The sequence below is a fragment of the Microcoleus sp. T3_D1 genome, assembly GCF_036700405.1.
In the GTDB taxonomy this organism is placed as follows: Bacteria; Cyanobacteriota; Cyanobacteriia; order Cyanobacteriales; family Microcoleaceae; genus Microcoleus.
Genome location: NZ_JAUBOV010000026.1, coordinates 61960 through 83495, shown reverse-complemented (window position 1 = coordinate 83495; position 21536 = coordinate 61960). Strand labels below are relative to the sequence as shown.

The 21536-nt window shown below is 46.3% G+C and carries 16 protein-coding genes; 7 read left to right on the top strand and 9 right to left on the bottom strand.

The genetic code is table 11. From position 1 onward, the window contains the following. Window positions 1-143: 143 nt before the first annotated feature. From QT992_RS14270 to QT992_RS14260, 3 genes are all read right to left on the bottom strand, one after another. Entirely contained in the window at window positions 144-347 is a 204-nt protein-coding gene (locus QT992_RS14270; protein ID WP_333318996.1) for a hypothetical protein, read from the bottom strand. A 19-nt stretch (window positions 348-366) separates the two neighbouring features. After that, complete coding sequence (locus tag QT992_RS14265) at window positions 367-2124, bottom strand: serine/threonine-protein kinase (protein WP_333339013.1); 1758 nt, start codon at window positions 2122-2124, stop codon at window positions 367-369. 294 nt (window positions 2125-2418) lie between these two features. Beyond that, window positions 2419-2661 (bottom strand): hypothetical protein, encoded by a 243-nt coding sequence (locus QT992_RS14260; protein ID WP_333319000.1) that lies wholly within the window; start codon window positions 2659-2661, stop codon window positions 2419-2421. 67 nt (window positions 2662-2728) lie between these two features. Between QT992_RS14260 and QT992_RS14255 the strand changes: the two genes are divergently transcribed. The 3 genes from QT992_RS14255 (at window position 2729) to QT992_RS14245 (ending at window position 5088) form a co-directional block, all read left to right on the top strand. Beyond that, window positions 2729-4159 (top strand): form I ribulose bisphosphate carboxylase large subunit, encoded by a 1431-nt coding sequence (locus QT992_RS14255; RefSeq protein WP_333045238.1) that lies wholly within the window; start codon window positions 2729-2731, stop codon window positions 4157-4159. A 137-nt stretch (window positions 4160-4296) separates the two neighbouring features. Further along, window positions 4297-4707 carry a RuBisCO chaperone RbcX gene (gene rcbX / locus QT992_RS14250; RefSeq protein WP_333258351.1) on the top strand — a complete coding sequence of 137 codons (411 nt, stop codon included), beginning with the start codon at window positions 4297-4299 and terminating at the stop codon, window positions 4705-4707. A 45-nt stretch (window positions 4708-4752) separates the two neighbouring features. Continuing rightward, window positions 4753-5088, top strand: coding sequence for a ribulose bisphosphate carboxylase small subunit (locus tag QT992_RS14245; RefSeq protein ID WP_190745620.1), 336 nt, complete (start codon window positions 4753-4755; stop codon window positions 5086-5088). Window positions 5089-5168: 80 nt separating this feature from the next. On the opposite strand, the gene QT992_RS14240 is transcribed toward QT992_RS14245, so the two are convergent. From QT992_RS14240 to QT992_RS14230, 3 genes are all read right to left on the bottom strand, one after another. Continuing rightward, window positions 5169-5807 (bottom strand): restriction endonuclease subunit R, encoded by a 639-nt coding sequence (locus QT992_RS14240; RefSeq protein WP_333319002.1) that lies wholly within the window; start codon window positions 5805-5807, stop codon window positions 5169-5171. Between the two features lie 244 nt (window positions 5808-6051). Further along, window positions 6052-6285: a hypothetical protein gene (locus QT992_RS14235; RefSeq protein WP_333339009.1), complete on the bottom strand. Its 234-nt coding sequence runs from the start codon at window positions 6283-6285 to the stop codon at window positions 6052-6054. A gap of 10 nt (window positions 6286-6295) precedes the next feature. After that, window positions 6296-7519, bottom strand: a complete 1224-nt coding sequence (locus tag QT992_RS14230) for a hypothetical protein (protein WP_333339006.1) — start codon at window positions 7517-7519, stop codon at window positions 6296-6298. 220 nt (window positions 7520-7739) lie between these two features. Between QT992_RS14230 and QT992_RS14225 the strand changes: the two genes are divergently transcribed. After that, window positions 7740-8009, top strand: coding sequence for a hypothetical protein (locus QT992_RS14225; protein WP_333339004.1), 270 nt, complete (start codon window positions 7740-7742; stop codon window positions 8007-8009). 127 nt (window positions 8010-8136) lie between these two features. On the opposite strand, the gene QT992_RS14220 is transcribed toward QT992_RS14225, so the two are convergent. Beyond that, complete coding sequence (locus QT992_RS14220) at window positions 8137-8511, bottom strand: hypothetical protein (RefSeq protein ID WP_333319049.1); 375 nt, start codon at window positions 8509-8511, stop codon at window positions 8137-8139. 561 nt (window positions 8512-9072) lie between these two features. Between QT992_RS14220 and QT992_RS14215 the strand changes: the two genes are divergently transcribed. Together QT992_RS14215 and QT992_RS14210 are read left to right on the top strand one after the other, a co-directional pair. Further along, window positions 9073-9555, top strand: coding sequence for a hypothetical protein (locus tag QT992_RS14215; RefSeq protein WP_333319009.1), 483 nt, complete (start codon window positions 9073-9075; stop codon window positions 9553-9555). Window positions 9556-9678: 123 nt separating this feature from the next. Next, window positions 9679-10272, top strand: coding sequence for a Uma2 family endonuclease (locus QT992_RS14210; protein ID WP_333339001.1), 594 nt, complete (start codon window positions 9679-9681; stop codon window positions 10270-10272). A 75-nt stretch (window positions 10273-10347) separates the two neighbouring features. On the opposite strand, the gene ruvC is transcribed toward QT992_RS14210, so the two are convergent. Both ruvC and bchI read right to left on the bottom strand, forming a co-directional pair. Further along, entirely contained in the window at window positions 10348-10881 is a 534-nt protein-coding gene (gene ruvC / locus QT992_RS14205; protein WP_333338998.1) for a crossover junction endodeoxyribonuclease RuvC, read from the bottom strand. Window positions 10882-10977: 96 nt separating this feature from the next. Then, window positions 10978-12093, bottom strand: coding sequence for a magnesium chelatase ATPase subunit I (bchI, locus tag QT992_RS14200; protein WP_333338995.1), 1116 nt, complete (start codon window positions 12091-12093; stop codon window positions 10978-10980). A 356-nt stretch (window positions 12094-12449) separates the two neighbouring features. Between bchI and QT992_RS14195 the strand changes: the two genes are divergently transcribed. Continuing rightward, the gene (locus QT992_RS14195) at window positions 12450-21431 is read left to right on the top strand and encodes a PA14 domain-containing protein (protein ID WP_333377138.1); all 8982 of its coding nucleotides are present in this window, start codon (window positions 12450-12452) and stop codon (window positions 21429-21431) included. The last annotated feature ends 105 nt before the right edge of the window (window positions 21432-21536 follow it).

The following is a 21536-nucleotide window of genomic DNA, read 5'->3' as shown; positions in this document are numbered from 1 at the left end:
CTGACTGCTAGTTCAATGCTAGCAAAGTCTTTGAGTTGTTCTTTTGGTGTATTCTTGAGAAGTATGGCGGCAGCAGCTTGCAAATGTTTTTGTAAGATTTTACTTTCTTCGGCTGTCATCTATTTTTCCTTTTATCTTTTGTCCTATTCTCTCATACTTTTTCTCTGAGTATTTCTACTTATTGCATAACTGAGATGCTCCCACAAGAAATCCGTTAATCTATCAACAGCTCGATCGCGCGATTCGGCTTTGGCTAGATTGGGGCTGCTGAGGACAAGGGCGATCGCCACAGCACCAACCATTGAAAATCTTGAGACAGACTTAATTGATAACCACTCGATTAGCATAGTGATTTGGTGTTAATTCCTACTTCCAGCCCAACCACCGGAGCACGGGCACAACTAAATAATGACTAACTCCCAAACAAAGCCCGATCGCACTTCCCAACAAACCAAAAAACACAATTGAGCCCCAAACTTGCAGCCAGCCGAAGGTAACGTTAGACAGTGACAAAATCCCAAAGAAACTCCCCGGAAAAATGTTCCACGCATTCAGAAACAGAAACATTCCCGTAGAGAAAACAGCCACTACCAAAGCGTGAACTAATTGATGACTCCGCAAACCCATTCCCACAGTCATAGAGGCGATCGCAAAAGCTCCCAAAATAACCCCCTGCACACCACTAGAAGCTGTTGCTTCCATCCAGCACAAACCCGCCAACAAATAGCCCTGAGCTCCCATTAATCCAGACAGCCAATACTGTTTTTGCTGGCGAAAACTCCCCGCATCCGTCAAACCGATCGCAGTTCCGAACCCCGCAAATCCAAACAGCAGCACTTCCGGCCCGACAGCGAAAGTCATATTAGGAATTAATTGCTGCAAACCTTCATTTAGAAAACTGGCAATTTCCGGGCCAATAGGCGAAGCATAACCCAAAACCAAACCGCCGATCGCCCCCGCACTTCCACCAACGGCACCCAGCACCATTTCCCAGCCTGTATCCAGAGAAGCTACCACGATTTGGGCGATCGCGCCGAACAGCACAACCATCAAACTTCCCGTTTTTTGCGCCCCCGCCACCACTACTTGCCGGCAGAATTCTACAATAGCTTGACCCATTGGGGCGATCGCGATTTTGCCCTTACTCCTAGCATAAATCTCCTGCAAACGCGCCCGAACATCGCCAGCAGTCGCCGGACGTTCCCGCAGGTTCGATCGCACCATATCGTCCAACAAATTCGCCAAAGGCGGACTCACAGATACAATGTGGCGCCATCGCAACTCCCCCGTCATCGGATCTTCAATTTCCGCCGGATACTTCCCTGTCAGCAAGTGAATGCAAGTCCGCCCCAGCGCATAAAAATCCGTTGCCGGCACTACACCGCCTCCCACAATTTGTTCCGGCGGACTGTATCCGGGCGAAATCAACCGCGTCGAACTCGGAGAATCTTTCCCCACCGGTTCGACACCGCCCATGTGTTTAACTCCCCCAAAGTCGATCGTCACCAATTGCAGTCCGCCCAAACCCTTGCTAAGCAGAACTTGGGGCGATTCCGGGTCTCGCAGCATCAAATTTGAGGGTTTAATGTCGCGGTGAATAATCTGACTCCTGTGCAACTCCTCTAAAATTTCCACAGCTTGACTCAGCCAACTAAACACCCATTCCTGCGGACATCCTTGAGGGTGCTCGTCGAGAACCTCTTCTAAAGTTTTGCCGTGAATCTTTTCCATTACCAAACAAGGCAGCTGCTTCGCCGCAGGATTTCCCTCGCCGCCTGCAAAATTTTGCGTTTGGACGTGAAAATAACCGTCAGCATCCACTCTAGGGACGCCTGGGTGCTGCAAATGGGCCAAAACCCAAGCTTCTTGCTCGAACAGTTTCAGCGCTTTCGGGGCAGTTTCGAGCAACACTTTCAGGACGCGCTCGGTTTCAGTTTCTTTGTCCCAAACTGTGAAAATTGCTGCAAAACCCCCGGAAGCGAGGCTTTCTAGAGGCACATAGCGATTTTTTAGCTGCAGCGGAGCCCCGCAACTATGACAAAAATTGTTGCCCCAAGTCTGAGGGTAGGGCCTTGGGCAATCTGGATTGATGCAGTGGACGGCTTTTGAAGGGGGGTGAGGCACAACCAGAGTAAAAATGGGGCTAAATATCCATAGTAGACTTACGCGCCGCTAACGCAGAAACCCGGTTTTCAGCCTGGTCAAATGGCTGTAACGACGGATTGGGTTTGAGAGCACAAGTCCTGTCCATATTATGTGCTATGCTGTCGATTTTTGACTTCGCGGTCTGGAAGTCACGGGATTTTAGATTTTGGATTTGGGATTTTGGATTGCATACTGGATCACAGTTGAGATCGATCTTAACTCCCAACCATAACTTTAGGTATTTCTAACTACTTCCCCCTTGCCGATTACCCCTTACCAATTCTGATTTTTAAGTATTAAATTCTTTACATAAATCGTATTGAACCGCTGTTCTGCTCGCTGCACCATATCTTTCGCGCGATCGAAATCCCCCCCCACTCTGCGATCCCCAGCCTTTCCTCCTGCATCCTTCGCCACGGGAATTTCATAAGATATGTTACAAATATTTTCGGAATGTAAAGCAAAATAAACAATACTTATGATGATTAAAAGAATATTAAAATTGGAGAGTGACACTTTGTTGATATATTTTTAACAGCCTGCGATCGGGCAAAAAAATTAAGCGAATACTAGGAAGCGAGATATGGCTTACGCGCAAACCCAAACTCAATCAAAGGCTGGGTATAAAGCCGGAGTTCAAGACTATAAACTAACGTATTACACGCCGGACTACACGCCGAAAGATACAGATATTTTGGCTGCCTTCCGCGTCACACCGCAGCCGGGAGTTCCCCCAGAAGAAGCAGGCGCTGCTGTGGCTGCTGAATCTTCTACAGGTACATGGACGACTGTTTGGACTGACCTCCTGACCGACCTCGACCGCTACAAAGGTCGCTGCTACGACATCGAACCAGTTCCCGGTGAAGACAACCAATATATCTGCTTCATTGCTTATCCTTTGGATTTGTTTGAAGAAGGTTCCGTCACCAACTTGCTGACCTCTTTGGTCGGTAACGTGTTCGGTTTCAAAGCTCTGCGCGCTCTGCGTTTGGAAGATTTGCGGATTCCCATCGCTTACCTGAAAACCTTCCAAGGCCCTCCTCACGGTATTACCGTTGAGCGGGACAAATTGAACAAGTACGGCCGTCCTTTGCTGGGTTGTACAATTAAGCCCAAATTGGGTCTGTCTGCTAAGAACTACGGTCGTGCAGTTTACGAAGTTCTGCGCGGCGGTTTGGACTTCACCAAAGACGACGAAAACATCAACTCGCAACCGTTCATGCGCTGGCGCGATCGTTTCTTGTTCGTTCAAGAAGCTATTGAAAAAGCCCAAGCAGAAACCGGCGAAGTCAAGGGTCACTACCTCAACGTAACTGCCCCTACCTGCGAAGAAATGATGGAGCGGGCTGAGTTCGCTAAGGAAATCAAAACCCCCATCATCATGCACGACTACCTGACCGGTGGTTTCACTGCAAACACGACCTTGGCCAAATGGTGCCGCCGCAACGGTATTTTGCTGCACATTCACCGCGCCATGCACGCAGTTATCGACCGTCAGAAAAACCACGGTATCCACTTCCGCGTGCTTGCCAAGTGCTTGCGGATGTCCGGCGGCGACCACCTGCACTCCGGTACAGTTGTGGGCAAACTCGAAGGCGAAAAAGGCATCACGATGGGCTTCGTAGACTTGATGCGCGAAGACCACATCGAAGAAGACCGCAGCCGCGGTATTTACTTCACCCAAGATTGGGCCTCCATGCCTGGTGTCATGCCAGTTGCATCCGGTGGTATCCACATCTGGCACATGCCAGCCTTGGTTGAAATCTTCGGCGACGACTCCTGCTTGCAGTTCGGCGGCGGCACCTTGGGCCACCCTTGGGGTAACGCACCTGGTGCAACTGCTAACCGCGTTGCTTTGGAAGCTTGCGTCCAAGCTCGTAACGAAGGCCGCAACTTGATGCGCGAAGGCGGCGACGTGATCCGCGAAGCTTGCAAATGGTCTCCTGAACTGGCTGTTGCTTGCGAACTCTGGAAAGAAATCAAGTTTGAGTTCGAGGCAATGGATACCCTTTAAGGATTTTTGGTTTGAGATTTTAGGTTTTAGGTCGCAAACTTGCTGGGAAGTCTTTATCTTTGAAGAAGATTTACAAGTAAGTTTGCATCCAAAATCTAAAATCCAAAATCTAAAATTTGAGGGGGCTGGGGTCAAAAATGGATCTCAAACAAGTTGCGAAAGACACCGCTAAGGTGCTGGCAAGTTACCTAACCTATCAATCCGTGCGGATGGTGGTCGCTCAGTTGAGCGAAACCAATCCTCCTCTGGCAATCTGGTTGAATGAGTTTTCCACTAAGGGCAAAATCCAAGATGGAGAAGCTTACATTCAAGAGTTGCTTTTGGAAAATCAAGATTTAGGCTTTCGGATCATGACTGTGCGAGAGTATCTGGCTCACGATGTGACAGAATATTTGCCAGAAATGGTTTGTACTGGCATTCAACAGGCGAATATGGAACACAGACGCCAGCATTTAGAGCGAACTACGCAACTTAATTGGTCTGTTTCTAGCAGTAATCCTGAAACATCAATAGATTCTGAACCGAATCTGGATAATTTGTCGAGTTAATCGATCGACAAGTGCGATCGAACACACACCTTAGAGATACAAAAAATGAAGACTTTACCTAAAGAGCGTCGTTACGAAACTCTGTCCTATTTGCCCCCGCTGACAGACGCGCAAATTGCCAAGCAACTCCAATACATCTTGGATCAAGGCTACATTCCCGGCGTAGAATTCAACGAAACCTCTGCCGCTGAAATGCGCTACTGGACTTTGTGGAAGTTGCCTTTGTTTGGTGCTCGCAGCGTCCAAGAAATCATGGCTGAAGTTCAAGCTTGCCGCCAAGAAAATCCTAGCTGCTATATCCGCGTCATGGGTTTTGACAACGTGAAGCAATGCCAAGTGCTCAGCTTCATCGTGCACAAGCCTAACACCAGAGGCTACTAAAAAGTATTGGCTGGCTAATCTAACTTTTAGGTTAACAGTCATTGCAGATTTGAGGCGGAGAATTTTCTCTGCCTCTTTTTTTATAGTTTGCAAATAGCTTTTAACACTTGCAGCAACAAAATTGAAGAGTCGGACTCCATCAGGTTTAGCAAAGGCATTAGGTGATAGGTTGGGTTGTGGCCCCCCTGAATATTGACGAACTGATAGTGCATTCCGTTGGTTGTCAAACCCCAGATTGTGTCTTGATACTTTAAATTTTGATAAGCATAGGTTAGCAATTGGGATAAACCCATCAATGCGTTAATTCCAGAATTTTTACTTTCAATCACCAAAACCCAAAAATATGTATCGCTTCTGATGGGTTTTAATTTGTTGACAGCCAAGATATCAAAGCGTCCTTTAATGATAGTATCTTCATCTTCAATGCTAATTTCGGCGATGTCTTGTTCTAAACTAATTTTAATCGGGCGGCGGTAGAAGCCAGCCAATCGCATTAGGGGAAAGGTAGTCAGAGCTTTTACCAGTCCTTCAGAAACTCGATCCGTTGAAATGTAGTCATCGAAATCATCCCTAATTTGTATAAGTTCCTGCTGTTCGTGTTCTGTGATATCTTCAAGGGATAACAGAGAGGTAAAGGAGTTCGTGTACTGCTTTTGAAAGCCGAACAGACGGTGTACTTCTGCTAATGTTAGGTTTTTGGCATTAATAGTTGTTGTCATGTTTGAGAGGTATTTAAGTTTTAGCTATAATTTTAACATAGAGATTGTGATAGTCAATTTCTACCATTCTTAGGAACAGGCAAGATGCCTGTTCCACAACATATCAAGTTTCTTGTGGGGTATGCCGGAGAGCCGGCCCATATTATTAGGAACAGGCAAGATGCCTGTTCCACGACATATTAAATTTTTTGTGGGGCGGGCATCTTGCCCACCCATGAAAGTGACAAATGGGATAACTGCGAACCTAATCTATCCTTTCCATCACAATTCCATCAACTATTTCATAACCCCAATTAGAGTTGCGATTTGCCAACTGCTGGGCCATGTCATACTCACCTAAATTGCAGAGTTCAACTAACTTTTGATATCCTTCATCTCTTTGTCGCTGCAATCTTGACCGCCGCAGTTGTTCCCGAGTTTCCTCAGAAGGATTGGGTCGCTCTTCCCCCAGCGGATTAATATCGCTAACTCGTTTCATATCAGCCTCATTAAAAAGGGATTGATTCGACTATTTCACCGTCAACTATTTCGTAGCCCCATTCTGGGTTTGCAGCGATTTGTTTTTCAACAATACTTCGGCCCAGAGGAGTTTGGTAAGCTTTTTGCAAAGAGGAAATACTGGGGATTTCGGCGGCGGTTGGCGGCTCTTTTTGTTCGAGTTTTGGCGGTTCAGCAATTGTTTCAGATGTGGATTGATTGAGGGCCGATTGAGGCGCGATCGCCCCTAACTTCCGCATAACGCTATCCTTGGTGATTTGCGGTTTTTCGTTGAAGGAAGAGGGCAGATATGGTGTGTCAACGCCCTGCTGTTTTGCTTTGAGTGCATCATCAGCAAGGCGATCGCACTTTCGCAAAAATCCCTCCCACAAATCTTTGCCCAAAACCGGGTTTCTCAAGTCAGCACGGGCTTTGGAGACTGCTGCTTCTAGCGGTTCGCCTTTGTGCACGTAATACTGAATTCGCTCCTCTTCAAAAGCAGGATAAGGCACTTCTGGCTCGATTTCCCAATCCCGCTGGACTTTCTGACTTTCTCCTAAAGGGATTCCGGCGATAAATTCATCCCAGAAAGTCGAGGTTAAGCCTTTTGTCATGCTGTCAATAATTTTAAATGCCCATCCCGAAGGATTGCCAAATCCTAAATTACGCTCTTGAGCATATGCTTCTAAAGCTCGCTGAAAGTTGTGCAGTTTTTCTTGGGAATTCCAAGGGCCGCTAAATCGGTAATTCGGGGTGACAGCAACGGCTATTTGCTGGCGGGGTTGCCCGAAATATTTGTCGGTTTTAACTACATGATTTGGGGGTGATGTTTCGGGGATTATTTCTACAGGGCGATTGTTGCTTTCGTGGGTTGTCTGTGGTATAATTCCGGCAGGATTGGATGTCCAAAAGTTATTGAGTTTTTCCTCGAAAGCGTCAATGTCCGCCCAGAGTTCTAGGGTGTCCGTGTGGGGATTTGTTAATTTTTCTTTGAGGAGCGATCGCACTTTGAGCTGCTTTCTCGCTAATTCCTGTTCTTCCTGATTTAAACCCGTTGCTTTTTCTATTTCTGCGCTGTTAGTTTTCACCCATTCGCCGGAGTAGGAATGTTCTGCTTGCCATTGCAATAATTGGCACAGAAAAATACTGGCTGTGACTCCGCCGGTGATTTTGGCTAGTTTGGGATAGTAGATGACGGGGTTTCCTAGATTTCCTAAAAATATTCCTATTTTCATTTTTTATATTCCTAATTCCCTTGAATAGTAGGGTGCTCTTGGGCGCATCTTACCTCGACTAAACTAGCATTGAAAAACTTAAGATTTTCTTTAAGCTTCTGTCTATTCCTGACTGAATGGAGTTTCTAGAGGAAAGACGGGGATCGCATATTCGATCGCCTGATTGACAGGAATCAGTTAAGCGTAATAATAAATTATTTACTGTACAAACCCTCCCAAAATGAATCCAGAACGCCAAGAGGCTTATTTGAACTTAATCGAGCGAGTGCTTACCTGTCCCAACGGCCAAGAACCAGAGGTTTTGAGTTCCTGTTCCGATTTAATTGATGCGGGATTTGTGCAAATGCTAATCCAGATATCGGCTTCAATGGCCCGCGAAGGTGACGAAGATACTGCTAATTTTTTAGTGCAACTTGCTCGTTTGCTGGGGAAATCTTTGGGTTTGTCGCCGGATTTGGTGCCGGCTGGGTACAGTAGTGCAAAGGGGTAGAGAAAAAGTGCGTTAGCGAAGCCCTCGAAGAGGATCGCCTCGTTGTATCATGTTTTGAGAAATGAGGGCGATTCCCTACCCTTCGGGATAGCTTTGCTTCACGTACTTTTTCAAGGCATTGATGGCTTTACAGTTTATATTCTAGAGGTTCGCAAAACTCATTCACCCCAGTTTTAAATACATAAATAATCACCGAAGTCACCAAAATATCAGGGCAAATTTTTGCTGCGACTAAATCTCTAAATGCTGCATTCAATTGTCCGTCTGTCAACTCTTCTTTAACCTCAGATTGGCAGATAGCAACGCGGCATCTTTTGGCCAATCCGTCTAACCAATTTTCTGAGATATTCGGTTCTTGTCCGGCTTGAATTGCTAGAGATATCGCTGCATCTTCGATGTTACCTTCGCAATCTTCGATTGCGTCTAGGGCTTTTAGGGCTTCGGGATATTCGGCTAATTGCGAGCGAAATTGGGCAATTTGTTGTGAGGTAATAATTACCATATTATTTTCCTGTGTTTTCGGCTTGGGGATAAGCTTAGCAATTAAAGTTGCTATTATAGCATTTTTTTTGAGGTTGGGATTGATTGTTTGAATTTTATCACTGGTGCAATAGTTCAATGTGGTTGAAACCCCCGTCTCATAGCGGAGTCCGACGAGGGTTGAAACCCCCGTCTCATAGCTGAAGTCCTCTTGCATAGGACTGATGAGAAGGATTTAAATGCTAATTAATCATCTTCACAATGTTAGATTGCGATGTGGCGAAGTCCGACGATGGTTGAAACCCCCGTCTCATAGCTGAAGTCCTCTTGCATAGGACTGATGAGAAGGATTTCACTGGTAATTAATCATGTTCAAAATGTCACCCTTAATTAACATTGTGCACATCTTCAGTCCTCTTCAGAGGACTTTCGCTATGAGACAGGGGTTTCAACCCCTGGCGGACTATGGGACTAACGACAAATCCGAATCGCCTTTTCAACCCCTGACGGACTATCCGACTGACGACGAATCCCGGCAATTGTTGCTACAATCAAAAAAAACAACCGCCTCACCATCTCACCAATGTTAGATAAAATCTGGCGATTCCTCAAACAATTAATTCAGCGGCTATTGGGTACGACTCCCCCGAAGATTCAACCGACACCTCCTCAACCGCGGCCAACTTTGACTGATGCGGAATACGAGGCGAAGTTGATGGAACTTCTCGAAGGGGTGAATGAGGGCTGGGGAAGAGGCGATGTTGTGGGATTCTTAATCGCCAAACGGATTAAAAATGGTGATTTGGCGGCTTGGTTGCGGAGGTTGGCGACTCGATTCTTGGAGGGCGAGAACGGGGGCATCTCAATGAAAGCAGCCCACCTAGAAATTGGAGTTTTTAGGCAGGAGGCTCTCTTGCTGCGAGGAAGAAGGAAAGAGGAAGAAGGAAAGAGGCAGAAAAAGTGTTTTTACAAATATGAGATGCTCCCCCAACCCTACTCCCTACCCCAAAATCAACTATTTGTGAAACAGGCCGGAAAACCTATTCTTCAAAATGGTGCAACATAGGATTGATTCAAAACAGAGATTCTCAAGAAAAGGGCGCTAAAATAGATTAAGCGGCGATTGAAATCGCTTCTACACATACAACAAAGTCCGCCTTCCCGGACTGAAGAGAGGAAAGATAATAAAATGACAACCATTATTTTAAACTTAGATACTGTCGAACTAACAGACGAACAGTTTTACCGTTTATGCCAGATGAATCGAGATTGGCAATTTGAACGGACACCTAAAGGAGAAATCATTATTATGTCACCCGTAGGCGGAGTCAGCGGCAATCGAAAAGCCTATTTAATTACAGATTTGGGCTTGTGGAACCGTAAAACGCAGCTAGGGAGAGTGTTTAGTTCTTCTACAATTTTTCGCTTGCCTAATAATGGCTATCGAGCTCCAGACGCCGCTTGGGTTAGCTTAGAAAGATGGTCTGCTTTAACAGCAGAAGAACAAGAGAAATTTCCGCCAATTTGTCCTGATTTTGCCATAGAATTGCGTGAAGCGAAGCTATCCCGTAGGGAATCGCGCCCAGACCCGCTGCGGCCGCTTCAGGAGAAAATGCAGGAGTATCTAAACAGCGGTTTACGCTTGGGTTGGTTAATTAATCCTCTAGACGAAAAAGTGGAGATTTATCGCCCTTCTCGCCAAGTAGAGATTGTACAATTTCCTGTAAGTTTATCGGGAGAAGATGTCTTGCCCGGATTTGTGCTTAATTTGCCCATGATTTGAACGGGAATTAGGAATCGGCGATTGAAATCGCTACTACACAAACCAAGTCCGCGCAACGCGAGACTAAAGATTAGATTAAATTTTTCCTGTTTCCAACTCTATTTTCTTCGGACAAATATCATCATCGTACCAACCAGTCAAAGCCACCGCCAAAGCATCTGCCGCATCGTCGGGTTTCGGAATGTAACCCAACTCCAACTCCCGCGCCACGGCCTCTTGCACTTCGGATTTATCCGCATTACCGCGGCCGGTCAAAGCTTGCTTAATTTGAGCCGGCGTAAACTCGAACAGCGGCACTCCACACTGCGCCAATACTAGGGTCAAAACGCCCCGCGCTTGCGCTACCAGTATGGTATTTCCCATCTTGTAAAAGAACAGTTTTTCGGCAATTGCTATATCAGGTTTAATCTGTTCAATTACCTCGTGCAAATCGTCGTAAATTGTTTTCAAGCGCTGTCCCATTTCCTGTTTTGGCGTTGTTTGTATGACGCCGCAATCAATCATGGAAACGCTGTTTTTATCTTGTTGGCCGGGGACAATTTGACAGGAAATTGCCCCGTAGCCAAGATTTGCTAAGCCCGGATCTAATCCTAAAATTCGTTTTTCCATTGCCAGAATTAGTAATTGGAAATGGGAAATAAGGTATGAAAATTTGGGGAATGCTTCATCACCACCAATTACCCATTACCAATTACCAATTATTAATTACCCCTCAGTTGTTTCTAGGCCGAATACCCGATCGAACACTTTAGTCACTTTATACCCCGAATCTATTGATTCTAGCGGGTCTTTCCGCAACCGGTGCCGCAAACACAGAGTCATCACCCGGCGAATATCGTCCACAGTCACCTCTGTGCGACATTCCAAAGCCGTGAAAGCTTTCGCAGCCCGATTCGTCACCAAATCGCCCCGCAGCCCGTCTACGTCCAATTCCGCGCAAACTTGGGAGATTTTTACCCGCAACTCTCGATCGATAGTTACCGATTTCAACCTTTCCTGGGCTTCCACCAACTTCTGCTGCATATCATCTTGTTCGCGCTGATATTTCGCGAGAAACTCCGGCGGATTTTGGTCAAAACTCGATCGCTGTTCGACAATTTCCACTCTTAAATTCGGGTCTTTTACAGTCCGAATTTCTGCGTGCATCCCGAATCTGTCCAGCAACTGCGGCCGCAATTCTCCTTCTTCTGGATTCCCGGAACCGATTAAAATAAACTTAGCCGGGTGGCGGATCGAAATGCCTTCTCTTTCAACAGTATTCCAACCGCTGGCGGCGGAGTCGAGCAAAACATCGACTAAATGATCGTCGAGCAAATTGACTTCATCAACGTACAGAATGCCGCGGTTAGCTTTAGCTAAAAGGCCGGGTTCAAAAGCTTTAACACCTTCCGACAAAGCTTTCTCGATGTCGATCGTACCGCAAACTCGGTCTTCGGTCGCGCCCAAAGGTAAATCTACCATTTGGACTTTTTTGCGGGCGATTTTAATGTCATTTTGAGACATCGTGCGATCGCGCACCTCATCACTCATCAAATCTGGATCGCTGGGATGACTGTTAAAAGGATCGTCAGCCACCACCTCAATTTCCGGCAGCAAATCAGTGAGGGCGCGGATTGTGGTAGATTTACCAGTACCTCGATCGCCCATAATCATCACCCCGCCAATTTTAGGATCGATGACATTCAACAGCAGCGCCAGTTTCATCTCCTCCTGACCAACAATTGCAGTGAAGGGAAAAACAGCGCGACGGGCTGCGGTAGCGGTAACGGTTGGTAGAGCGCCCGCATTTAGGGTATTGCTGACTTCGGCAGTAGGACTCACAGGATAACTCAAAATATAATAATTGCTTGTTTATTGTAGGGGATAAGGGATTGTCTGGGGCGATCGCACTTGTAGGGTGCACGCGAAGCACAAAGCCACTTCAACACCTAAGCGCAACTAAGCTTTTCTGTATTTGCATAGCATCTTTGGGCGGGCAGGATGCCCAACCCCTACTCCCCACAGGAGTTTTAAGCAAAATCACCAGTAAATTAAATGCGGGTAGATTGCAAATTTTGGGCGATCGGCAACCCTAATGTAAACTTATGTAACGATTCACCGCGCTTCGCATAAAAACCTCAACTTCCCCCAGATAGATAATTAAGAGCATTTTCAACCAACTATTTTTCAGGGGTAGTATGACTGAACTTAACATCGGGGCATTGACTGACAGCACAAGCTACACAGGTAGTGTTGACACTACAAATATTTTTGACCTTTACAAATTTAACATCAACAGTCCGGGAAGTTTCAAATTCACGATCGACGGTTTGAGCGGGAATGCCGACGTATTTTTATTAAACTCTAGTGGCGCACCACTTTACAGTTCCACCAACGCGGGAACCGAGGCAGAAAGAATTAGCGCTGACAGCTTAGTAGCCGGAGACTATTCACTCAAAGTCAAAGCTTCGCAAATCAGCGGCGACATGACATACACGCTGAATTTAGCACCAACTAGCACTCAAAAATCATCCGACGCAGACACCCTCATCGGTGCACAATCAGATTCTCCACTTCCCTCAAACAGCGCCGAAACTTCGGAAAAACCCACTGCAAACATAGATGTAATTACAGGAACTCCTGTTGATGAGAAGACTGTGACTGCAGAAACAACATCAACAACTACCGACAAACCAGTCACTACCGACTCCGAAACAACTCTCACATCTGAACCGGAACCACCTGTCGCAACGACTGAATCGGCGGCAGAAATCACCTCAACAACTACCGAAAATTCAGTCACTACCGACTCCGAAACAACTCTCACATCTGAACCGGAACCACCTGTCGCAACGACTGAATCTGCCACAGAAACATCAACAACTCCCGACAAACCAGTCACTACAGACTCCGAAACAAATCTCACGTCTGAACCAGAAAAACCTGTAGCAACGACTGAATCTGCCACAGAAACATCAACAACTCCCGACAAACCAGTCACTACAGACTCCGAAACAACTCTCACATCTGAACCAGAAAAACCTGTAGCAACAAGTGAATCTGCTAGCGAAAAACTGCCAAGTGAAGAGACTACATCTCCACCAGACAAACCACCAACCGATTCTGCAATTTCAACCGCCGAAAAACCCAGCGAAACTGTTGCCACAAACAATCTAAATAGCACAACCGCCACCAAAACAGATGCAGTTGCAGGCGAAACTGTCGCCACTCAAGAACAAAAAACAGGCGAGACTTTAGTTGCTATTTCCCCAGATTCCAGCAAGCCAAGGGACGAAACAAATACTGACACTAGCAACGGGGAAGAAACAAAGAAAGAGAATTCAACTACTACCGTAGCAACAACTGAAACCAAAAAAGAACCAGAACCGACTACGGACAAAAAGTTAATTTCTCCCTTTACATCCGGGGTATTTACTACCGATGAAACTGGTCGAATAAGTGTAGACTACACATTTGATGGTGGGAGGTTCCAAGGTGAGTTAGCTATTTTCAGCTTAGACGATTTAGACAAATTTGAACCCGGTTCGGAAGCATTCATTAAAGAAGTAGCTGCGCGTTCTTTAAGTAACTCGGTGAAAGGTCATGTAGTGATTAATGATGCTACAGAAGGTGCACGGTTTTCCGGTTTCTTAGGAGAGAATAATGCCAACGAAGGAGTCTACTTAGGAGTCAAGAGTTTTGCCGTAACTCCTGGGGGTAAATATGGGGTGATGTTGGTACCCAACGGTAGTGTCAAATTCGTCTACGATAATCCGACTGTTGGCGGCGATCAACGTCCTTTATTTTCTATGGCAATGGCGAATCCTGTGGAGGGATTTCACTTTGGTCAAATTGCCGATGTCACGGGAGAAGGCAATACCTTTGTTATGGAGGATATGCGGTTAGATTCGGGGACTGACAGGGATTACAATGATCTCATTTTCCAAGTGCGGGGTGCGACGGCAACAACTGCTTTGGTGGATAGTGTGATTAACCCCGATAAAGAGTGGCGGAAAACTGATTTGGGCAAGGCACTTATTGCTTATGCGAAACCTTACATTACCCCGGAACCAAAACCAAATGTAGATGCTGAATTATCCGATTTACTTGATGATTTAGAAACGGAAATTCTGAATCCATCAACTTCAGATATAGAGACTCCACAAACTCCAGCGCCTGCCACTACTACCGACGAAGATACTACTGATGCAACCCAAGTTGAAACAACCGACAAAGTAGATGCAAAGCCTACTACTCCAGCGGTGACGACTGAGGAAGAAGTCAAAGATACTGCGAATAATTCTGGTGATTCGACTCAGGTTGAAACAACAGACAAAGTAGATGCAAAGCCTACTACTCCAGCGGTGACGACTGAGGAAGAAGTCAAAGATACTGCGAATAATTCTGGTGATTCGACTCAGGTTGAAACAACCGACACAATAGATACAAAGCCTACTACTCCATCGGTGACGACGGAGGAAGAAGTCAAAGATACTGCGAATAATTTTGGTGATTCGACTAAGGTTGAAACAACGGATCAGGTAGATAAAAAGCCTACTACTCCAGCGGTGACGACTGAGGAAGAAGTCAAAGATACTGCGAATAATTCTGGTGATTATACTCAGCTTGAAATAACCGACAAGGTAGATACAAAGCCAACAGCAGGTGCGACAAATACACCAACTTCGGGCAAAGATACTGTGGCGGATTCAACGGGAAAATTACCAGTTGAGAAAACGCCTCTTCCCGTAGCGATAACTGAGGTAAAAGACAAAGTTACCGAAGCAGCCGCAACGCCAACTTTGCCAGCCAAATTTAATGGTGAGACGGAAGTTGCTGCAACGACACCAACGGAAAAGGTAGAGACAAACTCCGAAGTTTTGCCAGCGGAAAGTCAGGCAAAAGTAGAGACAAACTCCGAAGTTTTGCCAGCGGAAAGTCAGGCAAAAGTAGAGACAAACCCCAAAGTTTTGCCAGCGGAAAGTCTGACAAAGGTAGAGACAAAATCGGAAGTGTTGCCAGCGGAAACTAAGGCGAAAGAGGAATCGAATCCGGCTTTACTAACGGACGTACATACAACTGAACCTATTAAAGTTGTTGTAGCCGCAAACCCTATAGAGTCGGTGAAGGAAATTCTGCCCACGAGGGCGGTTGAGAGTAAAGAAACTGCTGAAGATAAGCAGCCGTCATTGCCGTTGACAGAGACTGAGAAAGCTGAAATATCCACAGTTACTTTGGCTGAAAGTAGTGTTTATTCAACGGTGAAGGAAAGTCAGCCAACAGCGACTGTTGAGAGTCAAGAGACTGCGGAAGTTAAGCCTTCATTGCCCCTGCAAGAAACTGATTGGGAAATTTTGGAATTGACGACTGCTAACAAGAGTGAAGAGTCGCAGACGAAGGAAATAATTGCCGAGACTCCGGCTGTTAGTGATGTGGTGATTCCAAAAGAGTCTTTGCCGAGTTGGCCGATAGTTGATGAATCAACAGAGGATGATTCCGCTACTGTTGAAAATCCCCAACCATCTATTGATGTTTTTCCCACGGGTTCTGAAGTAGATTATTCTATTTCGGCCAATTTGATAGCGCGATTGGAAAGCATGAAACAAAGTTTGACTAACTTGGGAAGTGCCGACGAGCCGGGTGGGAATAGCAGCAACGAGACTTTGATTGCCCGTTTGGAAAGCGTGACTCAAAAGTTGATGATTTTCAATGAATCAACTACTGTTTCCGATAAGATTGTGGCTTTAGTCGATCGCCTGGAAGAGACTGTCGATCGACTAACCATACCGCCCATCCAGCCACCATTACCGTCGATTGAGACAGCACAATTCGATTTTTCTGCTGCCGATCAGCCGATAATCGGAGTCATTGACACGGGATTTGCTGGCAACAATCCTGATATTGACTACTCGCGAATTACTTGGGGACAAGACAGGGTAGATGGCGATGCTGACTCCAGATTAGAACCTGGTAAAGGCAACGAACATGGCACTCATGTTTTAGGAATTATTGCCGCCACTCAAAACAACGGTGTTGGTATTGACGGCATTAATGAAAAAGCACCTATTTGGGCTGGAAGGGCGATCGGTTCTGGAAAATGGGCAGATTCATTAGTTGAATATGTTGATTTTGTCAAAGCTTCCGGGACAAAGAATGCAGTCATTAATTTGAGTATGGATCTTACTCAAGTTAATCCCGATGGTACGACAACAACTCGCTATGAATTTACGCCGGAGGAAAGAAGTGCGATCGAATATGCTCGTCAAAATGGAGTATTGATGGTAGTTGCGGCTGGTAACGATGGCGGTGTGATGTCAGTTTTGGGTCAAGCTTCCCAAGAATTTGACAATATCATTACTGTTGGTGCGGCCGATCGGGTTAATGATGAAATTGCACTTTCCAAAGCTTACGATAGCACAAATTATTCCAGCTACGGTCAAGGTTTAGATATTTTGGCACCGGGAGGAACTGTTCAGCATCCAGAGTTATCCACAGTGGGTGATGGTGTCGGGACAATGGCCGGAACATCGGTAGCGACAGCGAAAGTCACGGGTGCTGTTTCGCAAGTTTGGGCGGCAAATCCAAGTTTGAGTTATCGCCAAGTAATTCAAATCATCAAGGATACAGCTACTGATTTAAAGACTCCCAATTGGGATGGCGAGACGGGTGCTGGAGTGGTAAATTTAGAAGCTGCTGTCGCTTTGGCTCTAGCTACGATACCGCAAGAGTATGACGTATCAGCAATGTTAGTTCCTGAAACATGGAGTGGTGAAGGGAAGGTAACACCTAGCGAACGAGCGGCTGCTAGTCCCTTGTGGCCCACTGTCGAATCAGCCAACTTTTCTGCTTGGGTAATGCCGACTAATGGTGCAAATGTGCGATCGGGCCCCGGAACTAATTTTGCGATCGTGAGTGTCTCGCCTTATCAAGCAACTATCCAATTTGACGGCTGGACTTATGGGGAGCGCATTCCTGACGAGCAACTAGGAACACCCGATGAGCGGTGGTATCGGATCGCAGGTACAAATAACTGGATGGCAAGTGCAGTTGTTTTCGGGAATGCACCCGGATCTACCCCGCTACCACCTGTTCAAGCGCCGCCACAACCTCTCCCCCCTGCCCTTTTACCCGGACAAGGAAAAGTGCCAGCTAATGCAGGCTCGTTTATAAAGACAGTAGTCAGCAATCAAGTAACCACTCACTACTACCAGAACGGATATTTGATGGTGCAGCCAAATGGGCAGCAAAGTTGGTACGCTTTGGGTTCGAGTGCGTTGCCATTGCTGCCAGTTCCGGTTCCAAAGCCCGTTACAGTATTGCCGTCGCCTCACGGCAGCACAGGGGGGTGGCAAGTGCAATTTTGGAATAACAAAAATCTCTCAGGTAATCCAACTTTTACTCGCGCCGAACCACCAGGAGAATTGCGATTTTCTGCTGGAGGAGTTCCATCCGGGACTATTGGAATTCCTGCGGATGGCTTTTCAGCCCGCTGGGAAACCACTAGCAATTTTGAAGGCGGTTTTTATAACTTCATCAGTCAGGCAGATGATGGCGTGAGAGTTTACATTGATGGTGTCAAAGTTGTTGACAAGTGGAAAGACCAAGCTGCTGCTCGCAATGATGCTTTTGTCGCCGTACCGAAGGGTCAACATAAAATAGTTGTCGAATACTTTGAAAATGCTGGAAATGCAGTTAATAACCTGCGGTGGGAAGCGTCAAATATTCTGAAAAATTGGACAGGTGAATTGCGTCCAGTCGGTTACGATGGCGGAGCAGTTCACGACACTTATCTCAACAGCTATCAGCGCAATGGCGGCATTTCCAAACTTGGCTATCCGATTAATAAAGTCCATCCTTGGACCCAAGGCTACACTCAAGATTTTGAGGGAGGCTCTGACGGCAAAGGCGCGATTATGAAGTCAAACGCCAACGATAATTCTTACTGGGTTGGCAACGATTTCTGGACAACCCTTTTAGCAACTGGCGGTGCTGACGGTATTTTAAAATATCCGACTTCTGACCGTTACTTCACTAAGTCTGGCCAACGACAAAATTTCCAAGGGGGTGCCATTCTCAAGTCTAAAAACGGAACCTTCCCTATCTTTGGCGGGATGGCTGGAAAATATTTCGAGCTCGGAGCAGAAAACAGCTTTCTGGGATTCCCCACTAGCGGTGAAATAGGTCTGGGTGACGGTTGGATTATTCAGAATTTTGAGAGAGGTTACATTCTTTATAAAGAAGGAATGCCAACCATTGCTTACAATACTAAGGCAATAGAAAGCTTGCCACCAGATAGCGGTCATGGTAGCACTTCGGACTGGCACGGTCAGTATTGGAACAATAAGAATTTAGTTGGTTCTCCGCAGTGGTCGCAATACGAACAAAAAGGTGAATTGCGGTTCGCGGCTGGTGAAGGGGGGCCGCCCAATACCAGAGGAATTAAAGAAGATAATTTCGGGGCGCGTTGGATTACCACTAGCTATTTTGACGGTGGCATCTACAACTTTATCAATCAAGCTGATGATGGAGTACGGGTTTATGTGGACGGCAAACTGACTATTGACAAATGGAAAGACTCGGCGTTTGAAAAGAAAACAGCTTTTGCAGCTATTGAGCCTGGATACCATCAGGTCATGGTGGAGTATTTTGAGAATGGTTCTGCGGCCGCTAATACGCTGAAGTGGGAACAAGCAAATCCTCCTAAAGAATGGGCTGGTGAGTTCTATCGAGGGAAGGATCTAAATGATAACAACTTCGCTGGAAATCGCGGTGGCGGAACGAGTTTCTTAGATAAAGATTGGGGAAATAGCCATGAAGCGGGCGTGCCCATTGGTGACGACGATTTTTCAGATCGTTGGGCAACAACTCGCTATTTCGATTCGCCGGGAATTTACAAGTTTACCAGTCAAGCCGATGATGGTGTCCGGGTATGGGTGGATGATAAGCTGGTCATTGATAAGTGGGGCAACCAACCATTTGTTAGCAATGAGGTGCTAATTTCGCTGGATAAAGGTCATCACAGAATTCGAGTCGAGCATTTTGAAAATGCTGGGATTGCAGCGAATAAGCTGAGCTGGCAGAAGTTACGATTTTTGCCAATACTCGGCCCAGGTGTCATCGGTTTAGTTCAACAGGAACCTTGGGTGGCTGAGTATTTCAATAATCGAGATTTGAGTGGGGCACCTGTTGTAACTCGCGCGGATCGTTCTGCTACCCCAGGATTGAGTTTAAACTGGGGTGAGGGCAGCCCTGACAGCCGAATTCAAAGGGATAATTTCTCATCGCGACTGACAACTCACCGACAATTGCCTGCTGGCACTTATAAGTTCAAGTTGCAAGCTGATGACGGGGCGCGATTGTATATTAATGGTGAAAAGGTTATTGACCGCTGGAACAATCCGCCTTTTAACGGTCACGAAGTAGAAATTACTCTCCCGGCTGGACTGCATACGCTGCAAGTCGAACACTCGGAAGATGTCGCACCAGCTTATCTGAATTTAGATTGGGATTACTCTCCTAATAGCCCTAATTACCCGATCGATCCTGCTTTGCAGTCTGCCTACAATAGTTTTGCAACTCAGTTAGGTACAAGCGCGATCGGAGTTGCGATTACTCAGTTACCGCCGAACCCTTTGAGTAATAAAATTCAGGAATTCCGAGGTACTTTGGGGCGGGGAGCTTTGTTGAAAAAATCGGGAAGTTCCACTGTTAGCTATGTGTTCGGCAAGTTGTGGGAGGCTTATCAAAAAGCTGGTGGTTCTAATGCTTTGGGTTATCCTTTGTCTTCTCAAAAGGATTTGGGCAATGGTGCTTATGAACTCGATTTGCCAAATGGAAAGTTGTTCTGGGCACCGGGAATGACGAATCCCACTTACTACGAATATTTCAACAACCGTTTGACTATTCCTGCTGATAGTTGGCGGGGTGAATATTTCAATAATCGGGATTGGGCAGGAAGTCCTGCTATGGTTCGCGGTGATAGTGCTTCAGCTAGTAATTTGGATAAACAATGGGTGCTTGGTAGCCCTGGGCCTGGGGTGCAAGCTGACAATTTCTCGGTGCGCTGGACGACGAATCGACCGTTTGACCGAGGAACCTATCGCTTTGTTGGCAACCACGATGACGGTTTTAAAGTGGAAGTTAATGGTCAAGCACCCATTGACAAAATGATAGAAGTGGCAACACAGACAACTGGTTATGGAACTTTTACTCAACCCGGTCAATATCCAGTGCAATTGAAATATCGGGAGTATGGTGGGGGTGCAACGGCTCAACTTCGCATGGAGAAAGCTTCTGATTTTGTTGTCGGTCTTGAAGCTAACAATAACCAGAGCATAGAATTGCCTGATGCTTTTAATAAACATGGGGGCTATGACCGAGTTGGTGTGCCCACTAATAACGTTCATTTGTGGGGTAATGGTTATGTCCAAGATTTTGATGGCGGGGCGAATGGTTGGGGCATTCTGATGCGCCGTCACAATACGACAGTCTTCTATTATGTTTCTGGCAAAATCTGGGAAGCTTACCGTAACACCGACAACGGTGCCCCCGGTTGGTTAGGTTATCCCACTAGCGATCCTTTTCAGGAAGGAGGAGTTACTCGTCAAAACTTTGAAGGGGGTTACATTACTTTCAATGGTCAAACAGCAACAGTCCACCGTCCTACTCCGCCTGTTGAGCCAAAACCCGGTTCCGGTGGTGGCAGTGGCAATAGTCCAGTTAATTTAGCAGGTCTTCAAAAACTCCTATATGGGAGTGTTTCCGCTACCGTTACAGCGCATTATGGATTTAAGAACTGTGATATTTGGGGAAGCGTTCATCCAGACTGTACGCATCCTGGAATTGACTTTGCTGCTACAGGTCAATCCCTCCGCAAAAATCCACCTATCTATTCTCCTGTAGAGGGAGTTGTTACTGGAATTGATTCAGCTCACGGGTTAGTATATCTCTACAATCAAAAGAGCAACATCACTTTCAGGTTCTTACACATGAAGTCCAGGAATGTTAGCACAGGTCAAACCGTGAGCAAAGGTCAGCAAGTAGGAACAGAAGGCCGTCTAGGTTACGCAACTGGCGATCACCTTCACTTTGATGCACGTCCAGGATGGCACAATAAAGGCTTTCCACACTACAGTCAAAGCATTAACCCAGTAGATGCGGTTAATCGGGCAAATTCGTAGACTCATAATCAGTTTAATGAATTCTTTTGTTACCTGAGTTAAGCGATCGCCCTTTACTCCTTTTTCTCAACCAAGGGCGATCGCCCTTCCTGAGTCAACTTTTCC